General features: G+C 27.4%; 16 protein-coding genes. 1 reads left to right on the plus strand and 15 read right to left on the minus strand.

Going from position 1 to position 18612, the window contains the following annotated elements; genetic code table 11:
- Positions 1-2: 2 nt before the first annotated feature.
- From HGD80_RS03265 to yihA, 7 genes are all read right to left on the minus strand, one after another.
- Positions 3-683 (minus strand): hypothetical protein, encoded by a 681-nt coding sequence (locus HGD80_RS03265; protein WP_219474430.1) that lies wholly within the window; start codon positions 681-683, stop codon positions 3-5.
- A gap of 128 nt (positions 684-811) precedes the next feature.
- A complete protein-coding gene (locus HGD80_RS03270; protein WP_219474432.1) occupies positions 812-1165 on the minus strand; it encodes a hypothetical protein in 354 nt (117 codons plus the stop codon).
- A gap of 787 nt (positions 1166-1952) precedes the next feature.
- The gene (locus HGD80_RS03275; RefSeq protein ID WP_219474434.1) at positions 1953-2798 is read right to left on the minus strand and encodes an energy-coupling factor transporter transmembrane component T family protein; all 846 of its coding nucleotides are present in this window, start codon (positions 2796-2798) and stop codon (positions 1953-1955) included.
- The gene (locus tag HGD80_RS03280) at positions 2788-4554 is read right to left on the minus strand and encodes an ABC transporter ATP-binding protein (protein WP_219474436.1); all 1767 of its coding nucleotides are present in this window, start codon (positions 4552-4554) and stop codon (positions 2788-2790) included. Before HGD80_RS03280 ends, HGD80_RS03275 begins: the two co-directional genes overlap by 11 nt.
- A 57-nt stretch (positions 4555-4611) precedes the next feature.
- Entirely contained in the window at positions 4612-5169 is a 558-nt protein-coding gene (locus HGD80_RS03285) for an ECF-type riboflavin transporter substrate-binding protein (protein ID WP_219474438.1), read from the minus strand.
- A gap of 119 nt (positions 5170-5288) precedes the next feature.
- Complete coding sequence (locus HGD80_RS03290; protein ID WP_219474440.1) at positions 5289-7937, minus strand: valine--tRNA ligase; 2649 nt, start codon at positions 7935-7937, stop codon at positions 5289-5291.
- A gap of 197 nt (positions 7938-8134) precedes the next feature.
- Complete coding sequence (gene yihA, locus HGD80_RS03295) at positions 8135-8725, minus strand: ribosome biogenesis GTP-binding protein YihA/YsxC (RefSeq protein WP_011160392.1); 591 nt, start codon at positions 8723-8725, stop codon at positions 8135-8137.
- 199 nt (positions 8726-8924) lie between these two features.
- Between yihA and holA the strand changes: the two genes are divergently transcribed.
- Entirely contained in the window at positions 8925-9896 is a 972-nt protein-coding gene (gene holA, locus HGD80_RS03300) for a DNA polymerase III subunit delta (protein ID WP_219474443.1), read from the plus strand.
- 38 nt (positions 9897-9934) lie between these two features.
- Here the strand turns inward: holA and HGD80_RS03305 are convergent, their stop codons facing one another.
- From HGD80_RS03305 to HGD80_RS03340, 8 genes are all read right to left on the minus strand, one after another.
- Positions 9935-10492: an L-threonylcarbamoyladenylate synthase gene (locus HGD80_RS03305; protein ID WP_219474445.1), complete on the minus strand. Its 558-nt coding sequence runs from the start codon at positions 10490-10492 to the stop codon at positions 9935-9937.
- Positions 10493-10574: 82 nt separating this feature from the next.
- Positions 10575-11630 (minus strand): peptide chain release factor 1, encoded by a 1056-nt coding sequence (prfA, locus tag HGD80_RS03310; RefSeq protein WP_219474448.1) that lies wholly within the window; start codon positions 11628-11630, stop codon positions 10575-10577.
- A 69-nt stretch (positions 11631-11699) separates the two neighbouring features.
- On the minus strand, positions 11700-13043 hold the full coding sequence (gene dnaB / locus HGD80_RS03315) for a replicative DNA helicase (protein WP_219474450.1): 1344 nt from the start codon (positions 13041-13043) through the stop codon (positions 11700-11702).
- Positions 13040-15589 (minus strand): 50S ribosomal protein L9, encoded by a 2550-nt coding sequence (gene rplI, locus HGD80_RS03320; protein WP_219474452.1) that lies wholly within the window; start codon positions 15587-15589, stop codon positions 13040-13042. Before rplI ends, dnaB begins: the two co-directional genes overlap by 4 nt.
- Positions 15590-15683: 94 nt before the next feature.
- Entirely contained in the window at positions 15684-15923 is a 240-nt protein-coding gene (gene rpsR, locus HGD80_RS03325; protein ID WP_011160386.1) for a 30S ribosomal protein S18, read from the minus strand.
- A 137-nt stretch (positions 15924-16060) separates the two neighbouring features.
- The gene (locus HGD80_RS03330; RefSeq protein ID WP_011160385.1) at positions 16061-16405 is read right to left on the minus strand and encodes a single-stranded DNA-binding protein; all 345 of its coding nucleotides are present in this window, start codon (positions 16403-16405) and stop codon (positions 16061-16063) included.
- 14 nt (positions 16406-16419) lie between these two features.
- Positions 16420-16707 carry a 30S ribosomal protein S6 gene (gene rpsF / locus HGD80_RS03335; RefSeq protein WP_219474455.1) on the minus strand — a complete coding sequence of 96 codons (288 nt, stop codon included), beginning with the start codon at positions 16705-16707 and terminating at the stop codon, positions 16420-16422.
- Between the two features lie 876 nt (positions 16708-17583).
- Complete coding sequence (locus HGD80_RS03340) at positions 17584-18501, minus strand: glycosyltransferase (protein ID WP_225904321.1); 918 nt, start codon at positions 18499-18501, stop codon at positions 17584-17586.
- Positions 18502-18612 lie beyond the last annotated feature (111 nt).

Consider the following 18612-nt stretch of genomic DNA (forward strand, 5'->3'; position numbering starts at 1 on the left):
TTCTAAATATCGTTCATCATCATATATATATATATATATATATATTCTGCTTGTTTATTTTTACAATTTGGATCTATTCTTCTTTTAAGAGTATATTTTAGAGTTTCTGCGTTAATAGGTTCTCCATTTTCAAATTTTAAATCTTCTTTAAACTTAAATGTAAACTTAGTAGCAGTTACTTCTTTTGATTTTTCATAATACTCATTACCTGAAAGATCTTTTAATTCTTCATGAAATGGTAAATCTTGTAATAAACCAGGCATAAATTTCTTTTTTAAAACCTTTGTTGATAAAGTCCCAGTTGTGCCTTCTTGAACTTTTCCTGAACCATTAGGTTCTTGTGAAAATTTAGAAAAATCATGTGCATAAGAAGCGTGTCCATCTCGAACAGCTTTGTCCCAATCTATTTCTTCTGTATCTACAAAAGAAGCAGATAAAAGTTTTAAAAAATCAATTTGCGTACCTTTTCCCCAAGTAAAAGGATTGATGTGTTCTACATTTGTTTTCATATTACTTTTAAAAGTTTCATCATCACTATAAGTTACAGCTTTAGAATCTTTAGGTTCTAAATAAGCATGTGAAACTAAATCATCATTTACTTGATTAGAGGTTTTTTGATCTTTTGTTCTTTGTTCTTTTTCTTCTTTTGTTCCAAATTGATACGGTTCTAAAAAAAGATTCACCACCATATCCAAAACGAAACCAACCACAAAAATTCAAGTTATCATTTGCAGATTTTTCTAATTGATCTACTTTGGTCTTTACATCAGCACTATCAGCACCTTTATCAACTACCAAAGCATTAACTTTATTACCTTTTTTTAAAATTAAAAATAACTAGTTTTTTATCATCTGGTAAAACTAACGGATATAAATTTAAACTTTGAGTTACTTTTTCATATAAAGGTTGAAAATCTTTAACTCGGTTTGAATCTACTTGTTTATTTTTATCAGATTCCAAACACCATCTAAATTTATTACCAAGTGATTCAAAATCTTGTTTATTAGTATCTTTATCTAAAAGTTTAGTATTTTTATCAACTTTAAACTCTTTGACAACTTTTCCTTCTTGATTATAAAATTTCACTTTTAAAACTTGTGATTTAGGCCATAAAAGATAACCAAGTACACCACCTATACTACTAATAATGCAAGTACTGTCCATGTAACAACCTTTTTTTGGTAAAATCTGTACAAAAATATTTTTTTAACGCACTAAAAAAATTCTTTACTTTTGATTTCCGATTTGCTTGATTGGCTTTTGGAACTCCTTTATTTTTGTTTGACATTTATTTTCCCTTTATTTCCTTTTCTTTTTATAAGATTTTTATATGATTTTATGTTTTATATAATATTGCAAAAATACTTTCTAATATTGTTTTATATAAATAGTAAAATTGCAGTAATTTTGCTATTTAAATATTGTATCACGTATTTTAATATTTTAAAGATATAACACATGACACCAAATAAGTTAAGTTTTTTTAAAATTAAAAATAAAAATAAATATTTAGTATTATTTTGATATAAACTGAGATTCATAAGAAAAATATTTAACAATTAAAAAATAAAACTAAAAAATAAAAATATATTTTAAAAACAAAAAACTCAATATTTAAAAACTTAAAAAATTAAAAATACACTAAAAATACAAAAATACAATTTTTTTGCTAAATTGCATCAAAAATACTTTAAAAGTATATTGACATTTTTTTATTAACCACCTAACACTTTTTCACCCCTTTATCTTTTTTTACAACAGCAATTTAAAAATAAAAAATATTGCTATTACATCATTTTATCACAAAAAAAGGAATTTTTTGCTCACTCATCTTTATATCATGAGTTTTTTCCTTGCAATTTTATATAACAAAAAACCAACTTTTTAGAGTTGATCTTATAATTTTTCAAAATATTTAATTGTTTGATGTTAATAATTTGGCAATATTTTATCAAAAAGGGTTTTGGGCAAAAGGATAATAAAACCTATCATAAAGGCACAAAAGCCACACACCAAGCAAAAGAAGTGCCAATCCTAATAAAAAAGTAAAAAAATCAAGAATACTAAAAGATTTTTCATAATACCAAGTTCTTGTTTTGTATTTACCAAAACGCCTCAATTGCATAGCATTAGTAATTACATCAATTTTATCTAAATTAAAGAAAATCAAAGGAGGAATAATAAGGGCAATTCTTTTAATATCTACAATAATACGAGCCAAAAAATGAGTTTTTTTAACAACTTTAATACCTCGTGCTTGTTGATTGAGAGAAATATTTTTAAAATCTTTTTGAATTTCAGGAATATAACGAATAGTAAGGGCAAAAGCATAACTAATTTTATAACTAACCCCTAATTTATTTAAACTAGCAGCTAATTGACTGGGATTAGTAGTTATAATAAAGATTAAAAATAAAGGAATAATACAACAATATTTTAACAACACATTAAATTGATAAAATAATTGTTCTTGGGTTAAAAGATTAAAAAATAAAGGAATGGGGGTTTTGGAGTTATATATTTGAGTACCATAATTTCTAAAACAAAAAAAAATAATAATATTGTTTACAAACAAAAAAAAGAAAGTTCCTTTAACTACAAACGCTACTTGCTGCCATTTAATTTGAGCACACCAAAACAAAAACAAAGAAAAAAAGACAAGTCCTAACAAAAACCATACATGATAGACCATCATACAAGCAACTGAAACCAAAATTAAAAACAATAACTTAGTTGCTCCTTGGATTTTATAAATGAAAGTATTACCTGGTAAATATTGTAACATACTATTTGCCATAACAACAATCCTCCTTTAAAAAAGCCAACATTTGAGTTAACAAAACATTTTTTTGTTCTGATGTAAATGGCAATTTATTGATAAGAACAATCAAGCTGATAGGATTGAGAGAAGTTTTTTGCATTAAAGACATATCTGTAAAAATTTTTAAAGGAGTAGTATTTGCAATAATTTTTCCTTGTTCCAAAACCAAAGTTCTTTGAGTATAATTAAGCATTAAAGAAATATCATGAGTAATAATTATAATGGTAATTCCTTTATTATTTAACTTTTGTAAAAAAGTCATAATTTGTGTGTGATGTTTTAAATCTTGTCCTATGGTAGGTTCATCCAAAATAAGAATTTGGGGTTGCATCACTAAAATAGAAGCAATGGTAAGTCTTTTTTTTTGTCCAAAACTAAGAGCAGAAATAGGCCAGTTAACAAAACAATCCAAATTACAAGTTTTCAAAATGGCATGCACTTTGGTTTTTATTTCAGTTAATGAAAGTTGTTTTCCTAAAAGCCCCAATGCTACTTCTTCAAAAACAGTTTTTTGAGAAATCATATGGTGGGGATTTTGCATGACAAAACCAATTTTTTCTGATCTTTGTTGTAAAGACAAATGTGTTAAATCTTGATTATTTAATAAAATAGTTCCTGTTTGAGGATTACAAAAACCACAAATAACTTTGGCTAAAGTAGATTTACCACTACCATTTTTACCAACAATACTAATCATTTTTCCTGGAAATAAATCCAAAGAAATGTCATTTAAAATATTGGGTTGTTTGGATTCATAGCAATAAGAAATATTTTGTAATTGCAAAATGGGGCAAAATGGGGCAAATTGTTTGGGGGAAAAAGGCAATAATTGAGTTGGGTCGTTTTGAGAAATAGCACATTTTTTTAAATTTGTTAATTGATTGGAAAAATATTGAACAAAATCTAAGGATTGTAAGGCAGGCAAATTTAATAAATAAGGAAGGCTCCCCAAATTGATACCAACCTTTTTCAAAGCACTAATATAAGTTGGTTCTTGGATACCTTGTTTAGTTAAAATATTTTCTAAAATTAATTTTTGGGGAGAATTATCATAAATAATTTTTTCATCTTCAAATACTATTATCCTATCAAAAGAATCATCTAAAATATCTTCTAAATAATGTTCGATAACTAAAATAGTCGAATGGTATTTTTGATGAATAGTTTTTATTAAAGCAGTCATTTTGGCTCTTGAAGCAGGATCAAGATTGGATAGAGATTCATCAAATAACAAAATAGAAGGATTATAAATTAAAACTCCTGCCATCGATGCTAATTGCTTGTGACCTTCAGAAAGTTCTTGTGGTTTGTAATCTAAAAAGGATTGCAATCCTAAATCTTGTGCCCACATATTTACTTTTTGATATATTTCACTTTGAGGCAAATCATCATTTTCCAAGGCAAAAGCTATATCTTCTGCTACTGTTAAACCTACAAATTGATTATCTGTATCTTGCATAATGGTACCCACATCCAAAGATAGATCAAAGATATTGGTTTGTGTCAAGACTTTATCCTTAATAATAGCAGTACCTGTAATTTTTCCTTGATAACTATGAGGAATCAAACCATTAATACATTTTAAAAAAGTAGATTTACCGCTACCATTTTTGCCCACAATCAAAACTTTTTGTCCTTCATAAATAGTTAAATTAATTTGATTTAGAGTTGGTGTTTGTTGGCTATAATATTGAAAACTAAAATCTTTAAAAATGATTAATGGTTTTGGCATAAAGTTCCTCTTTGAAGTTATAAAATAAAAAAATTGATTAAGGATGTTTAAAAATATTTAAGAATTATTAATTTTAATTAAAGTAGCTTGTTTAGCGTAATGACAAGAATACATAGACATTAATTTAATTCCTACTACACTATAAGCTAAAATATTAGAAATTACTATCAAAAAACTTTGTAAATAAACTAGTTTAGGTGGTTGTCCGTAAATCAATAAATCACTTTGAGGAGCAAAAAAACCCCAAATTATAAAATTACAAGCAACCTGATAAAGCCAAAAGTAAACAATTTTTTTCTTGGTAAACACTTGATATTTAAGATCAATTATTTTATGCGGCAATCCGTAAATAAATCCAATAAGAGCAGAGCATAAAACCCAATTCCAAGAAACATTTCCAAACAAAATAAAATCTTTAATGGTGTGTCCTATAAGTCCTACATAAAAACCAACCGCAGGGCCAAAAGCAACAGCAATGAAAGCTAAAAAAGCGACTGAAGTTTCAATACTTACATTAAATCCCACAGGAATAGAGGCAAAACAACTTAAAACAAAAAATATCGCAGCACTCAGCCCTATAGTAACAGTTTTTTTAATAGAATCATCTTTTGACATTGGTTAGTTCCTTTAATAAATGGTTTGGGTTTGGAAAATATTAGTGGGTTGGGGTTTTGCTTGTAATGTTTTTTAATTTCAAAGCTTAAATTATTCATTTATAGTTTTATTTAAATTTTTTATTTTTTGTTGGGATTTAGCGGATTAGAATTGTTTTTACTTTCTAACAATTTTTGATATTGCTTACAATAACTTTCATATTTCTTTTTTTCAATTTCAATTTTGGCACTTGCGGCTTTTTGCAAGAAAGATGGATTATTTAAAATGGTTTCACTTCTTTTAATTTCTTTAAGAAGGGTATTTTTTTGTTGTAAAAAATTACTTTCAAATTTGGTTTCATTAAGTTCGTTTAGGGTTTTGCGGTCAATATAAAGACTTAAATTTTTTTCAATTAACCAAATAGTTTTTTTTGAATTGGTAACTTTGTTAGTAATTTTAATTTGTAAAGTTTTGAAAAATTTTTCTAAAGCTTGTTGCAAATTTACGAAATCTTGGAGGATAGTTGAAAATTGAGATGCAACTTCTAATTCTAAATTTAATTTACAATTGATATTGGATTTTTGTCTTAAATGACGTGTTTTAATAATTAAGTTTTTAAGATTTTCAAAATCAGCTAAAGCATCTAAATTACAATAAGAAGTTTTTTGCAAAGTGGTTTGAGTAATGTTCGTTTTATTGTCAAAATTTTCATAAAGAGCATCAGTTACAAAAGGAATAAAAGGATGCAAGAGTTGCAAAATATGTTTCATCATATAAACTAAAAATTTTTGACTGTTGTGCAAGTTTGTTAAATTGGAGTTATTCTGATCTAAATCATGTTTGGCAAATTCTAAATGCCAATTAGCAAAATCTTCCCAAACAAAGTGATATAAAATTTTTCCAATTTCTTTTAATTCATATTTTTGATATAAAGTTGTTACTTTTTGAGTTGTTAAATGCAATTGTGTTAAAAGGGCTTTTTGGGTCAAAGTCAAAAGATTGATATCAAAATCAGTGTCTAAGGTGCTGGTATTTAATTTTACAAAACGACTAATATTCCACAATTTATTAATAAAATTCCAAGATGAAGCAACTTTAGTCTCATCATAGAATAAATCAAACCCAGGAGCAGCGTTAGTAGTTAAAAACCATCTAAGAGCATCGGTACCATATTTGGCAACAACTTCCAAAGGATCAACACCATTACCTTTTGATTTAGACATTTTTTGTCCTTTGTGATCTCTTACTAAACCATGTAATAAAACATCTTTAAAAGGGTCTTTGTGGGTTAATAAAATACTTTGAAAAACCATTTTTGATACCCAAAAAGTTAAAATGTCATAACCTGTTACTAAAACATCAGTAGGAAAACGATTTTGAAATAAAGTGGCATTGCAATTAGGCCATCCCAAAGTGCTAAAAGGCCACAAAGCAGAAGAAAACCAAGTATCCAAAACATCACAATCAAGGCTCCATTCTGGACCAGGACTTTCTATTTGAACTTTAATTTCTTGTCCTTTATGCCAAGCAGGAATTTGATGACCCCACCATAATTGACGCGAAATACACCAGTCTTCGATATTTTGGAGCCAATTATTAAAAATATTTTCAAAACGAAGCGGAAAAAAATTGATTTTGTTCGTTTTTAAAGCAATTTGGGCGATGGCTTTGGTTTTTAAAAACCATTGTAAAGAAAGACGTGGTTCGATGATGGCATCCGAAATGCTTGAATATCCTACTTTATGAAGGTGATTTTCGGTTTTTGTAAAAAATCCTTTTTGTTTAAGAGTTTGCACTAACTTTTGACGACAAACAAAGCGGTCTAATCCTTGATATTGCAAGGCTAAGTCGTTCATAGTGCCATCTTCATTCATACATAATAAAGCTTTTAATTGATGTCTTTTAGCTACTTCAAAATCATTAATATCATGTCCAGGTGTCACTTTTACAACTCCTGTACCAAAATTAATATCTACGTAATTATCACTAATAACAGGAATTTGGATGTTAGTATCAGAAATAAAAACTTTTTTGCCAATAAAAGATTGATATCTAGGGTCGTTAGGATTTACCATTAAAGCTTGATCGGCAAACATGGTTTCGGGGCGAGTGGTTGCAATTTCTAAAAAAGAAGGAACCAAAGAAGCGTCAGACAAATTGGAATTAGTTGGAAAATCAACCAAAAAATATTTAATATAATATAATTTTCCTTCAGTTTCATGGTAATTTACTTCTACATTAGAAAGGGCTGTTTTAGTTTCGGGGTCCCAATTAATAATTTTATAATCTCTGTAAATTAATTTTTTTTGGTATAATTTAACAAAAACTTCTTGAACTGTTTGGCTCAAATCAGGATCAAGGGTAAATTTTTCAAAATTATAATCTAGATGCAGCCCTAAAACTTGCCATTGTTGCCTAATATTTTGGGCATGTTTTTCTTTCCACTGCCACGCATATTTTAAAAAAGTTTCTTTACTTAAAGTTTTGGTCAAAAGCCCTTCTTGTTTTAATTGTTCTTTAACTTTATTTTGAGTGGCAATTCCTGCATGATCCATCCCAGGCAAAAAGAGCACATCAAAGCCTTGCATTTTTTTAAATCTTATAATAATATCTTGAATGGTGTTATTCCAAGCGTGTCCCAAATGCAGTTTTCCTGTTACATTGGGAGGCGGAATTAAAATAGTAAAAGTTTTTTTGTTGGCGTTTGGATTGGCACAAAAATATTTTTTTTCTAACCATTGTTGGTATCTTTGATGTTCTACTTTTTTAAAATCATATTTAGTTTGCATAAAAGCTAGCTTCTTTCTATTTTCTTTTTTTAGGGTTGAAGTTTTTTGGGTTTTAAAAGTTTTTTGGGGGTTATGTTTGGGGTTTTGAAAATGTTTAAATGGATTGGAGGAAATAAAAAAAATTACAAATTTTTTTGCAAAGTGAAAAAGTTGGAAAAACTAAAAATAAAAGAGCCAAAAAATAAGGGACTCCTTTTTTAATCATTGGCATTTGGATCCATTAATTGACTTAAAAACAGTTTTAATTCTTCCAACCCTTCTTGTTGTTTTGAAGAAATCAAAAAAAAATATTTAATCTGGGGAAAGTGATTAACAAGCATTTTTAATTGTTTGGGCACAAGATTTTTTTTAACTTTATCCTTTTTAACAAATAACAAGACAACCTCAAAACCCGCTTGCAAAAGAGCTTGATGGATTCTATCGTCTTCTTGGGTAGCGCCCACTTTAAAATCAATTAGCTGAAAGACTGCTTTGAGATGAGAAGTTTGTTCCAAAAAAGAAATAATCATCGGCAATAACTGCTTTTGAATTTCTTTACTTTTTTTAGCATAACCGTATCCAGGAGTATCGATCAAATAAAAAGATTCGTTAATGTCATAGTAGTTTAGGGTGATGGTTTTGCCAGGCGTTTGAGAAATTTTAGCTAATTTTTTTCTTTGAGTTAAAGCATTGATGAAAGTGCTTTTGCCAACGTTGCTTCTGCCCATTAAAACAATTTCGGGTTGTTTTTTCAAAGGAATATCTTTAAAATGGACAATACTACGCACAAAAGTGGCTTTTTTAATCATTTTGGTTTTTCCTTTTCAAATATTATTATAGCAAATTATTATTTTTGTTGCTTTATATTTTGTGATATCGTTTTATAATAATATTTTTTTGATAAAATAAAAATAGTGATAATGATAATAATGTTGAATTGATCTTTTGCAAAACATTTAAAAAACAAACAATTAATTAATAATAAAAGGGCAAAATGAGGTTTTTAATTTGGAACAAACAAATAACATACATTTAATTTGGGGAAAACAAAGGTTTTTTCTAGAAAAAAAAATAAAAAAAATAATTAATATTTGCAAACAAAAACAATTAGATGTAGTTTATTATTGTATGCAAAAAGATCTTGTAACAGAGCTGCAAAAAGAACTACAAACCACTTCTTTGATTGAAAGCGCATGGAAAAAAGTAGTTTTGGTGGATCACAGTGAAATTTTATTTCAAAAAAAACCTCAAGAAATGGCTTTTTTAATTTCTTATTTACAAAATCCTTACAACAATTTAGATTTATATTTTTTTGCAGAAAAAACAACTAAAGCATCTGAAGTTCAAAAAATTTGGGAAAAATATTGTCTTTGCAAAACAACAAACAGTTTGGAGCAAAAAGATTTTTTTAAATATATCATGGAAGTTTTTCAAAAAGATGGTTTTCAAATTGATACCAAAGCTATCCAAGAATTAGTGAGCAAAACTAACTATAATCTTTATTTATTGCATCAAGAAATAACAAAAATCAAATTATTTCAATCAAATGATAAAAATATAACTTGGCAATTAGTACAAAAAATCAATGCTTTTAAAGAAAATGACAATATTTTTGGATTAATTAATCTTTTTTTAAAACAAAATTATATTGATGCTTATCAAATGTATCAAACCTTAAAAACGCAAAAAATCAATGCTTTTCATGTTATAAATCAATTAACTCATAAAATTAAAGAATTGTTATTGGTAAAAGAAATGTTGCAACAAAAAAAAAGCCCAGAAGAAGTGCAAAAAGTTTTGCCAGTTTCACAAGGCAAAGTATTTTTTTTAATGAAAGAAGCAAAATTGATTGAAACGCAAAAATTAAATACACTGTTTTTAGAATTAATAGAATTAGAATATCAAATTAAAATGGGTGCTGTAAATAAAGATATCGGTTTGGAAATGTTTTTATTGGGTAAGCAAAAGGTTTTTTTGTAATTTGAAAACTAATTACATAACTTACAATTTTTTGACGGTCACAAAGGTTTTAAGATTTGTAAAATTTCTTCTTGAGTAATTTTTCCTTGCCTTAAAATAACTGGTTGAAAAGTGGTTAGATCAACAATAGTGGAAGATATTTTTAAAATCGGGTGATAGTTTTGATAAATTAAGGCGACTTTATTGTGATAAATATTAAAAATAGTTTGGTAATCATTTAATGGAGGATGATTGCTTTGATTAACAGAAGTGGTCTTTAAAGGACCATTTTTTTTTAAAATTTCCAAAGCTAAAGGATGATTGGGAATTCTTACTCCTAAAGTTTTTGCCTTTGTTTTAGAAAAATATTTCAAAGTGGTAGGCAGGATTAAAGTTAAAGGGCCTGGCCAAAAATGCAGAGCTAATTTAAGGCTTTGGGGACTAAATTGGACCAATTTTTTTGCTTGTTGTAAAGATGCACACAAAACAACAATACTTTTATTTAAAGGTCTTTTTTTAATTTGATAAATGCAATTGAGTCCTTTTTTATCATATAATTTAGCGCCCATACCATAAACTGTATCGGTTGGAAAAATAATAATATCTTTTGGTTTCACAATAATTCCTTTATTTATCTTAAACTGGTTTTTTTAATTGAATTGTTTTGATTTTGGTTTTTTAAAAGAAATTGGATCAAAACTAACTTTGGGCAAGTTGTTCTTTTTGGGTTTCATGAATCAAAGGTTCAATAACTAAATCGAGTTTACCTTCCATAATAATATCTAATTTTTGTAAAGTAAGTCCAATTCTGTGATCTGTTATACGATTTTGGGGGTAATTGTATGTTCTTATTTTTTCGCTTCTTTCACCAGTTCCTACTAAATTTTTTCTGTGTTTGTTTTCTTCTTCTTGTTTAGTGGTTAACATTTGATTATAAATGCGTGTTTTTAAAAGGGTAAATGCTTTATCTTTGTTTTCGTGCTGGCTTTTTCCTTCTTGACAAGCAACACTAATTCCCGAAGGTATATGAGTAAGTCTAACAGCTGATTTAGTAGTGTTTACTGATTGTCCACCAGGTCCGCTAGAATTAAAAGTGTCGGTGCGAATGTCATGCCAATCAATTTTTAATTCTAATTCTTCTGCTTCGGGAACTACCAAAACAACAGCAGTAGAAGTGTGAATTCGCCCTTGGGCTTCGGTAGCAGGAACACGTTGGACGCGATGCACACCTGATTCATACTTTAAAAAAGAATAAATATTTTGTCCAGAAATTAAAAGTTCTACGGAAGAAAGACCGCCTTTAATGCTGGGATTTAGATTGAGGATTTCGACTTTCCATTTTTTGCTTTCGGCGTATTTAACATAGGTTCGTAATAAATCAGCTGCAAAAAGATTTGCTTCGTTGCCACCAGCTGCACCTTTAATTTCTAAGACAACATTTTTTTTATCAAAAGGATCTTGGGGTAAGAGCAAAATTTTTAATTGATCTAAGGTAGTTTTTTTTTCTGACAAAATAGTATCTTTTTCTTGGTGTGCTAAAAGCAATAATTCTTGATCTTGTTGGGTTTCTAAAATGGTCTGTATTTGAGTAAATTCGGTTTCTAAATTTAAGTATCGGTTAAAAAGTTCTACTGTGGGTTCTAATTTGGATATTTTTTTTAAAATGTCAATTTTTTGGTTTATTTTTTGTTCGTTTAACAAAAGTTTTTGTAAATCTTGATATTTTTGTTTTATTATTTTTAATCTGTCAAGCATATTTACCTCTTTGTTTTTTAAAAAAGAATGGGGGGGTAAAAAAATATTTTAATCAATCAAAATGCTTTTTTATTCATTTATATTGGGTTCGATTTCTGAAAAAAACATATGATCAAAATCAAGTATAAATTCTCTAATACCAATTGATCCTTGACGATTTTTGGCAATAATAACTTGGGTGTGTCCAGAAGAATCGGGTTTTTTGTCCTTTTCATAATAACCTTCTCGGTACAAAAACATTACAATATCGGCGTCTTGTTCAATTGAACCTGAATCTCTGAGGTCAGCCAAAATGGGACGTTTGTCTTCTCTTTTTTCTACATCCCTTGATAATTGTGAAAGGGCAATAACAGGAATTTTTAATTCACGTGCCATTTGTTTTAAACTTTGAGAAATTTCTGCTACTTCTTCTTGACGGTTGTGTTTATTATTTTTGCGGATAAGTTGCAAATAATCTATCATTACAATATCAAGTTTGTTTTGACTTTTAAGTTTGCGACATTTAGCTTTAATATCTAAAATATTTACTGTAGCTGAATCATCAAAATAAATATTTAGATCATCCATTTTTTCCATTGATATTTCTAACAAAAATTTTTCTTCTCTGTTTGTGTTACCCAATTGAATTTTTTTGTGCTGTATTTTTGATTGAGTGCTTAACATGCGCATAGCTAATTGTTCGTTTGACATTTCTAAACTAAAAATAGCAATATGAGGGGATTGATAATTGTGTTTGGGATTTGCAATTCTGAGAGCTAAATTAAGCATAAAAGTACTTTTCCCCATGGAAGGACGAGCAGCTAAAATAATAAATTCTTCGGGCTTAAATCCTAAAGTAATATTGTTGAGATTATCATATCCAGTGGAAAGACCTACTAAATCTTTATGGCGTTTGGCAAGAATATTTTTTTCTTTAGTGTCTTTTAACAAAATTTTTAATTTTAATAATTCACTGGTTTTTTTGTTTTTAGTTAAATTAAAGATTTTTTCTTCTGAAAAATCCAAATATTCTTGGACATCAATGTTTTCGTATCCTTTTTGTGCTAATGAAGTGACAGTTTCGATAATTTCTCTTTTTAAAGCAGTTTCCTTAATTAAATCAATATAGGTTTCTATATGTTGAGTAGAAGGCATCAAATCAGATAATTCATTTAAATAATCGATATTTCCTATTTGTTGTAATAATTTTTCATTGTCTAAAATAGCACTTACTGAAGAATAATCAATTTGTTTGTTAGTTTCATGCAAAGTTTTCATTGCTCTAAAAATATGTTGGTGATGAGAACTGTAAAAGTCAGTTTCTGCAATCATATCTAAGGTAAAAGCTATTTTTTCAGGGCTTAAAAGTAAAACTCCTAACAAAGCGCGTTCTGCTTCAGGACTTGAAGGAACATTTTTAGAATAATTGGTCATTTGCTTTTTCTTTCAGTCACATTAAGGAAAAAAGTAGCCTTAATTTGATCAGTTAGAAAAACATCAACAGGATAAATACCAATAGTAATGATTTCGCCTTCTAAAGATATTTTTTTGCGGTCAAGAGTAATATTATGAACTTTTAAAAATTCTTCAGCAATTTGTTTGAGAGTAATTTTTCCATAAATTTTTCCTTTAGGTCCTAATTGAATATCTAGAGTAATTTTTTTGTCATCAATTTCTTGTTTTAATTTATGCATTAAAAGTTCGTGATTACGTTTTTGTTCTTGTTCTAACATTTGGGATTGTTTAATTGCAGCTAAATTGGTTTTGTCTGCTAAAAGAGCTTTTTTATTTTGAATTAAAAAATTGCCATAACCATTATTAACTTTAATAATTTCGTGTTTTTTTCCTTTATTAGGAATGTCAGTTAACAAAATAATTTCCATATTCTTTTCACCTTTTTCATATTCTAATTTTAAAAAATGTTTTAAAGTGTCTGTAACTGTTTTGATATTAGTTCCTTCTAATTGAGTAGCAGCGCTATTGAGATGTCCTCCGCCTTCCATTTGTTCCATGATAGTTTGAACGTTAATTTCATTGTAAGAACGAGCACTAATTGCTATTTTATTATCTGCTATTTGAGCTATCATAAAGGCAGCATCAACGTTGCGAATGTTTAGAACACTTTCTGCCACTTGAGCTAAAAAAGAACGATTTTCATAAATTTCAGAACTTTGAATAATAGCAAATCTATCCATAAAAATTTCCATTTCAGAAATCAGTTTATTAATTTCTAAAACTTTATCAAAGTCTTTACGTAACCAACTTTTAACCTCAATTGCATCAGCGCCTAAATCTTTTAATTTGGAAGCTACTTCAAAAGTTCTAGAACTTGTACGATAAATAAAAGCGTTAGTATCAATTAAAATACCTGCATACATAATGCTTGCTTCAAAAGCAGTAATGTGGACTTCTTTTTCCAAAAATCCCATAATTTCAACAAGCAATTCAACAGTTGAAGAAGCAGATGATTCGACGTAAGAAAAAATAGAAGTAATAATTTCTTCGGTAGCGCGGTGGTGATCAACAACTACAATATTGGACGTTAGTGACAAAAGTTCGGGACTATTTAACATATCTTTAGTTTGAGTATCCAAAACTGCAATTAAGGAATTGTTTTTAATCATTTTGGAGGCTTGTTGGGTTGTAATAATATTTAGAGATGTTTTTGCCTCAGTTTTAATTAATTGATGATAAACAGGAATGAGGCTTTTGTCTAATTTTTCTTCATCAAGGATAATATAATTGTTGCTTTCAGGATGGATAGTGGTTGCAATTTTGTAAAAAGCAATGACAGAACCCAAAGCATCAAGGTCGGTGTGAGTGTGTCCCATGATAAAACAATGGGGGTGTTTTTTCAAAATATCGACCAAATTTTGGGCATTAATACGGGCATGAACTTTGGATTGTTTACTTAAAGAAGCAATTTTGGCACCAAAATATTTAATTTTTTCATTTTCAATATTAACAACTACTTGATCGCCACCCCTTTTTTGGGCTAATTCAATTGCATTTTGACTGTAGGTAGCCAGTTTTTCATATGACAAATTCCAACAAGCAATTCCCATAGAAAGAGTAACTTTTAATTGATATTTGTAAGAAATGTTGCGGATGGTATCCAAAATACTAAATTTATTTTCTAACATTTTATCTAAGTTTTGGCGGTTAAGAAGAAGTAAAAAACGGTCGTCTATAAATTGTTTTAAATAACCTTCATAAGGTTCAATGTAATCAGATAAAGCACTTAAATATTCACCTTGTATTTGTGATTGTTCTGAAAGATCATAACGAATTAAGGATTCTGCTAAATTATCAAAAGCAATCATGGCAAGAGCTAAGGTTTTTTGTAAAAATAAATGTTTGATTTGTTCTTTTTCGGTAGCATCAAACAAGTAAAAAACATTTAAATCTTTTTTATAAAAACATTCAAATTTTTGGTTTTCCAAAGTGATAATAGTTTTGGGGATTGCATCAGAAGTGCTTATTAGTTGTGCCATATTTTCATTAATTTGAGCTAAGGGCGAATTGATTTCAGGATTTTTCAAAATAAAACTGGCGTAAGGATTGAGCCACTGAATTTCTTGACTAGAAATATCAATTAAAACAATACCAATAGGAAGTTCGTTAAGTACTTCTTCTCCAATTTGACTTACGTGAAAAGATAATTTAGACCATAAAGAAAGTTTATTTTTTAATCTTTTAATTTGGGCGTTTTTTTTAATGTGAAGCAAAAAACTGATAACAAAGGATGCTAAAATGATTTTTCCAAAAAAGTTAAAAATGAAAAAAATGATTTTACGACGCATACCACTCATTTCGCTGGCAGTATTTTGGTTTGGGTTTTGATTGTTGGTTAATTGATTAATTGTTTCGATAATTTCTTGGATATTTTGGAAATCCAAACAAAAAAGAATTAAAATTAAAACAACAATTACACAAGCAATTACAATAAATTTTGTGTTATGTTTATTTTTAGAAAACATAATTTTTTTTGCCCTCATTTGCATTTAAATAATTAGATAAATTTGGTTTTTAATATTTGCAATTAATAAAAAAAACAGGATGCAACACCTGTTTTTATTGTTGGATAAAAGGAATTAAAGCCATATGGCGAGCTCTTTTAATAGCAATTGCCAATTGACGTTGCCATTTAGCAGAAGTATTTGTTACTCTTCTAGAAAGAATTCTTCCACGGTCAGTAATAAATCTTTGTAAAAGCTCTATGTCTTTAAAATCAATTTTAGTTACTTTGTTTTCAGTAAAAAAACAAACTTTGCGACGTTTTTTAAAAGTATTTTTTTTATTATTAAATTTCATTTGTAGCTCCTTTTGAAATTGAAAATATTTATTGTTGTTTGGTTTGGTTCGCTTGTATTTAATGTTTTTGTTTTAAGATTTGATTGTGATATTTGTTTATTATTTTATATCAGTTAATTTAAGAATTGTTTTTAATTTTAGAAATTGTCATAAGCATTATCAGGATTTTTTTTAGATTCTAAGAATTGGACATTGTTACAAACAACACTAGTTTGCCAATTAGTTACACCGTCTTTTTCCCAAGTTTCTACTCTAATGTTTCCTTCAACACCTATTAAAGCACCTTTAGAAATATATTTTTCTAAATTTTCAGCTTGTTTACCAAAAACAGTACAATTGATAAAATCAGTTTTTTTTTCGCTAGAAGCACTTACAATTCTATTAACTGCCAAAGTAAATTTAACAACATAAGTACCACTATTAGTATTTTTTAGTTCTGGGTCTTTGGTAATGCGACCTACTAAAATAACTTTATTAATCATATGAATTAAACTCCTTATTCTTTATCTTTGATAAAGATAAATCTAATAATTTCTTCAGTAATTTTAACAATACGATTAAATTCTAAAACAGCATCATTATCTGCTTTTACCATTAACCAATTGTAATATCCTTTTTTATGATTATCAATAAGATAAGCTAGGTCTTTTAATCCTATTTCGTTTTGTTCCAAAATTTGATTTGGGGCTTGTAAAAAAACATTTTGCAAAGTGTCATTAATTTTTTTAACGTCTTTGGTGTCTAAATTGGGGCGTAAAATATACATTATTTCGTATTTTTTCATTTTTTTCTCCTTATGGCCTACGCGGTCTTTATCTCTAAATTGTAAAGACAAGGAATAAGCATTTTATTTTATAATTTATAAGACATTAATATTATAACAAAAAAATATTTTTTTGAGTTAATTAGATGACAAAACTTTAATATTTATAGGTTTTTTAGTTGGATAAGGTAATAAAAAAATAAAAAAGTAATTTTAAAGTTGGGAATTTTTGTAAAAATGAAATAAGATGTGAATAAAATTGATGAAAAATAAATAATTTGTTGTTTTATTAATTGTTTTTTTAGTTAAAATAAAAGTGTATTCAAAAATAAAAACAAAAGGAACTTATAAAGAAAATTGGTATGATAAAATACCTTTATCAAATAAAAAATGGTTTTGGATAAGTGTTTTTAATGTATCTCAATTAATAGAAATATATTTAGATTCTCAAAATAGTAAAATAATTTTTTGAAAACTTTCAAAATAACATCATAATAAATAAAATATTAAAAGATTAAATTACTTATTAAAAATAAATAATTTAATCTTTTTTTTGTTCTTTATAATTAAATCTTATCTGAAGTTTCTTTTTGATGTTGAATTAATTTTTGTTTTTTTAATTTATGATTATTAATAGCTTGATTATAAACTTCTAAAACATTAGTTACAAAAGTCTTTTGAGTATATAAATTAACTGATTTTTGAGCTTGATATGATAATTGTTTAAAATTATCTGGATTTTGATATAAGGAAGTAAGAATTGTAATTAATTGTTCTTGGTTATGATAAAAAAATCCATTTTGTTAATGTTTAATTGCTCCTTCTAATGTTTGATCAAAACGCACTACACAAGGCAAAGAAGCAGCTAGTGCTTCAATATATGTAAGTCTTTGAGTTTCAAAATAAAGATGCATTAATAAAGACATTTTCTAATTGATAATAAATTCCTAACTTATCATAAGCAACAAATCCTAAAAAAATGATTTTATCATCTAAATTAAGTTTTTTGGCTTTTTTTTCTAAATTTTTTCTTTCAGGTCCATCACCAATAATTAAAAATTTACTTTTGGGATTTTGAAGGTGAAAAGAAGTAAAAGCATCCATCAAATAATCAATTTCTTTTTCAGCAGATATTCTTCCTACATAAAGACATAAAAATGAATCTTTAAGTCCTAATTGTTGTTTTAATGAAAAAACTTTTTCTGATGAATGATTGTGACAATAAAATTTTTCTAAATTAAAACCTGTTGGAACAATTTGATAATTGATTTTAGAAGTATCATTAACTTTATTAGAATAGCGATTTTCTAAAAAATACAACACTTTTTTAGTAGGTAAAATATTGACATCACTATTAAAAATAAATTTAGTAAAAAGATAGTCTACATATTTTAAAATGGGTTTTTTAAAACATTTAACAATAAAAGATTTTTGAGTATCAAAAAAGGCAAAATACATTGTGTGTGCTGTATAAACTAAAGGCAAATTTAATTTTTGTTTAGCTAAAAACCCTAAAGAACCTACCCCAAATTCAGTATGAACATGAATTACATCTAAATTAAGGGCTTTGATTTTAAAAAGATGTTTTTTATAACTTAAAACCCAACGATGATCTTTAAAAATTTTAAAAGGCAATGGCATTCCTTTAATTCTTATTACGCGAGAATCTTTTTCTTGTTTGACTTTTGGACAGTTAGTTGTAATAATATAGACTTCATGTCCCAAAGCTTCCAAACCTTCTCTTAGAGAATCACAAGAAACAACAACACCACTAATTAAAGGTTTATATGAATCGGTAAAAATTCCTATTTTCAAGCAAAAACCTCCTTATTATTGTCATTGTCATACTTTTTTATCTTAATGAAAACATAGCAAATTGTAATAGTAATAGCAACAAAAATAAAAAATAAATTTATATTTTTTAAT

The organism is Paulownia witches'-broom phytoplasma, from assembly GCF_019396865.1.
GTDB classification, from domain to species: domain Bacteria; phylum Bacillota_I; class Bacilli_A; order Acholeplasmatales; family Acholeplasmataceae; genus Phytoplasma; species Phytoplasma asteris.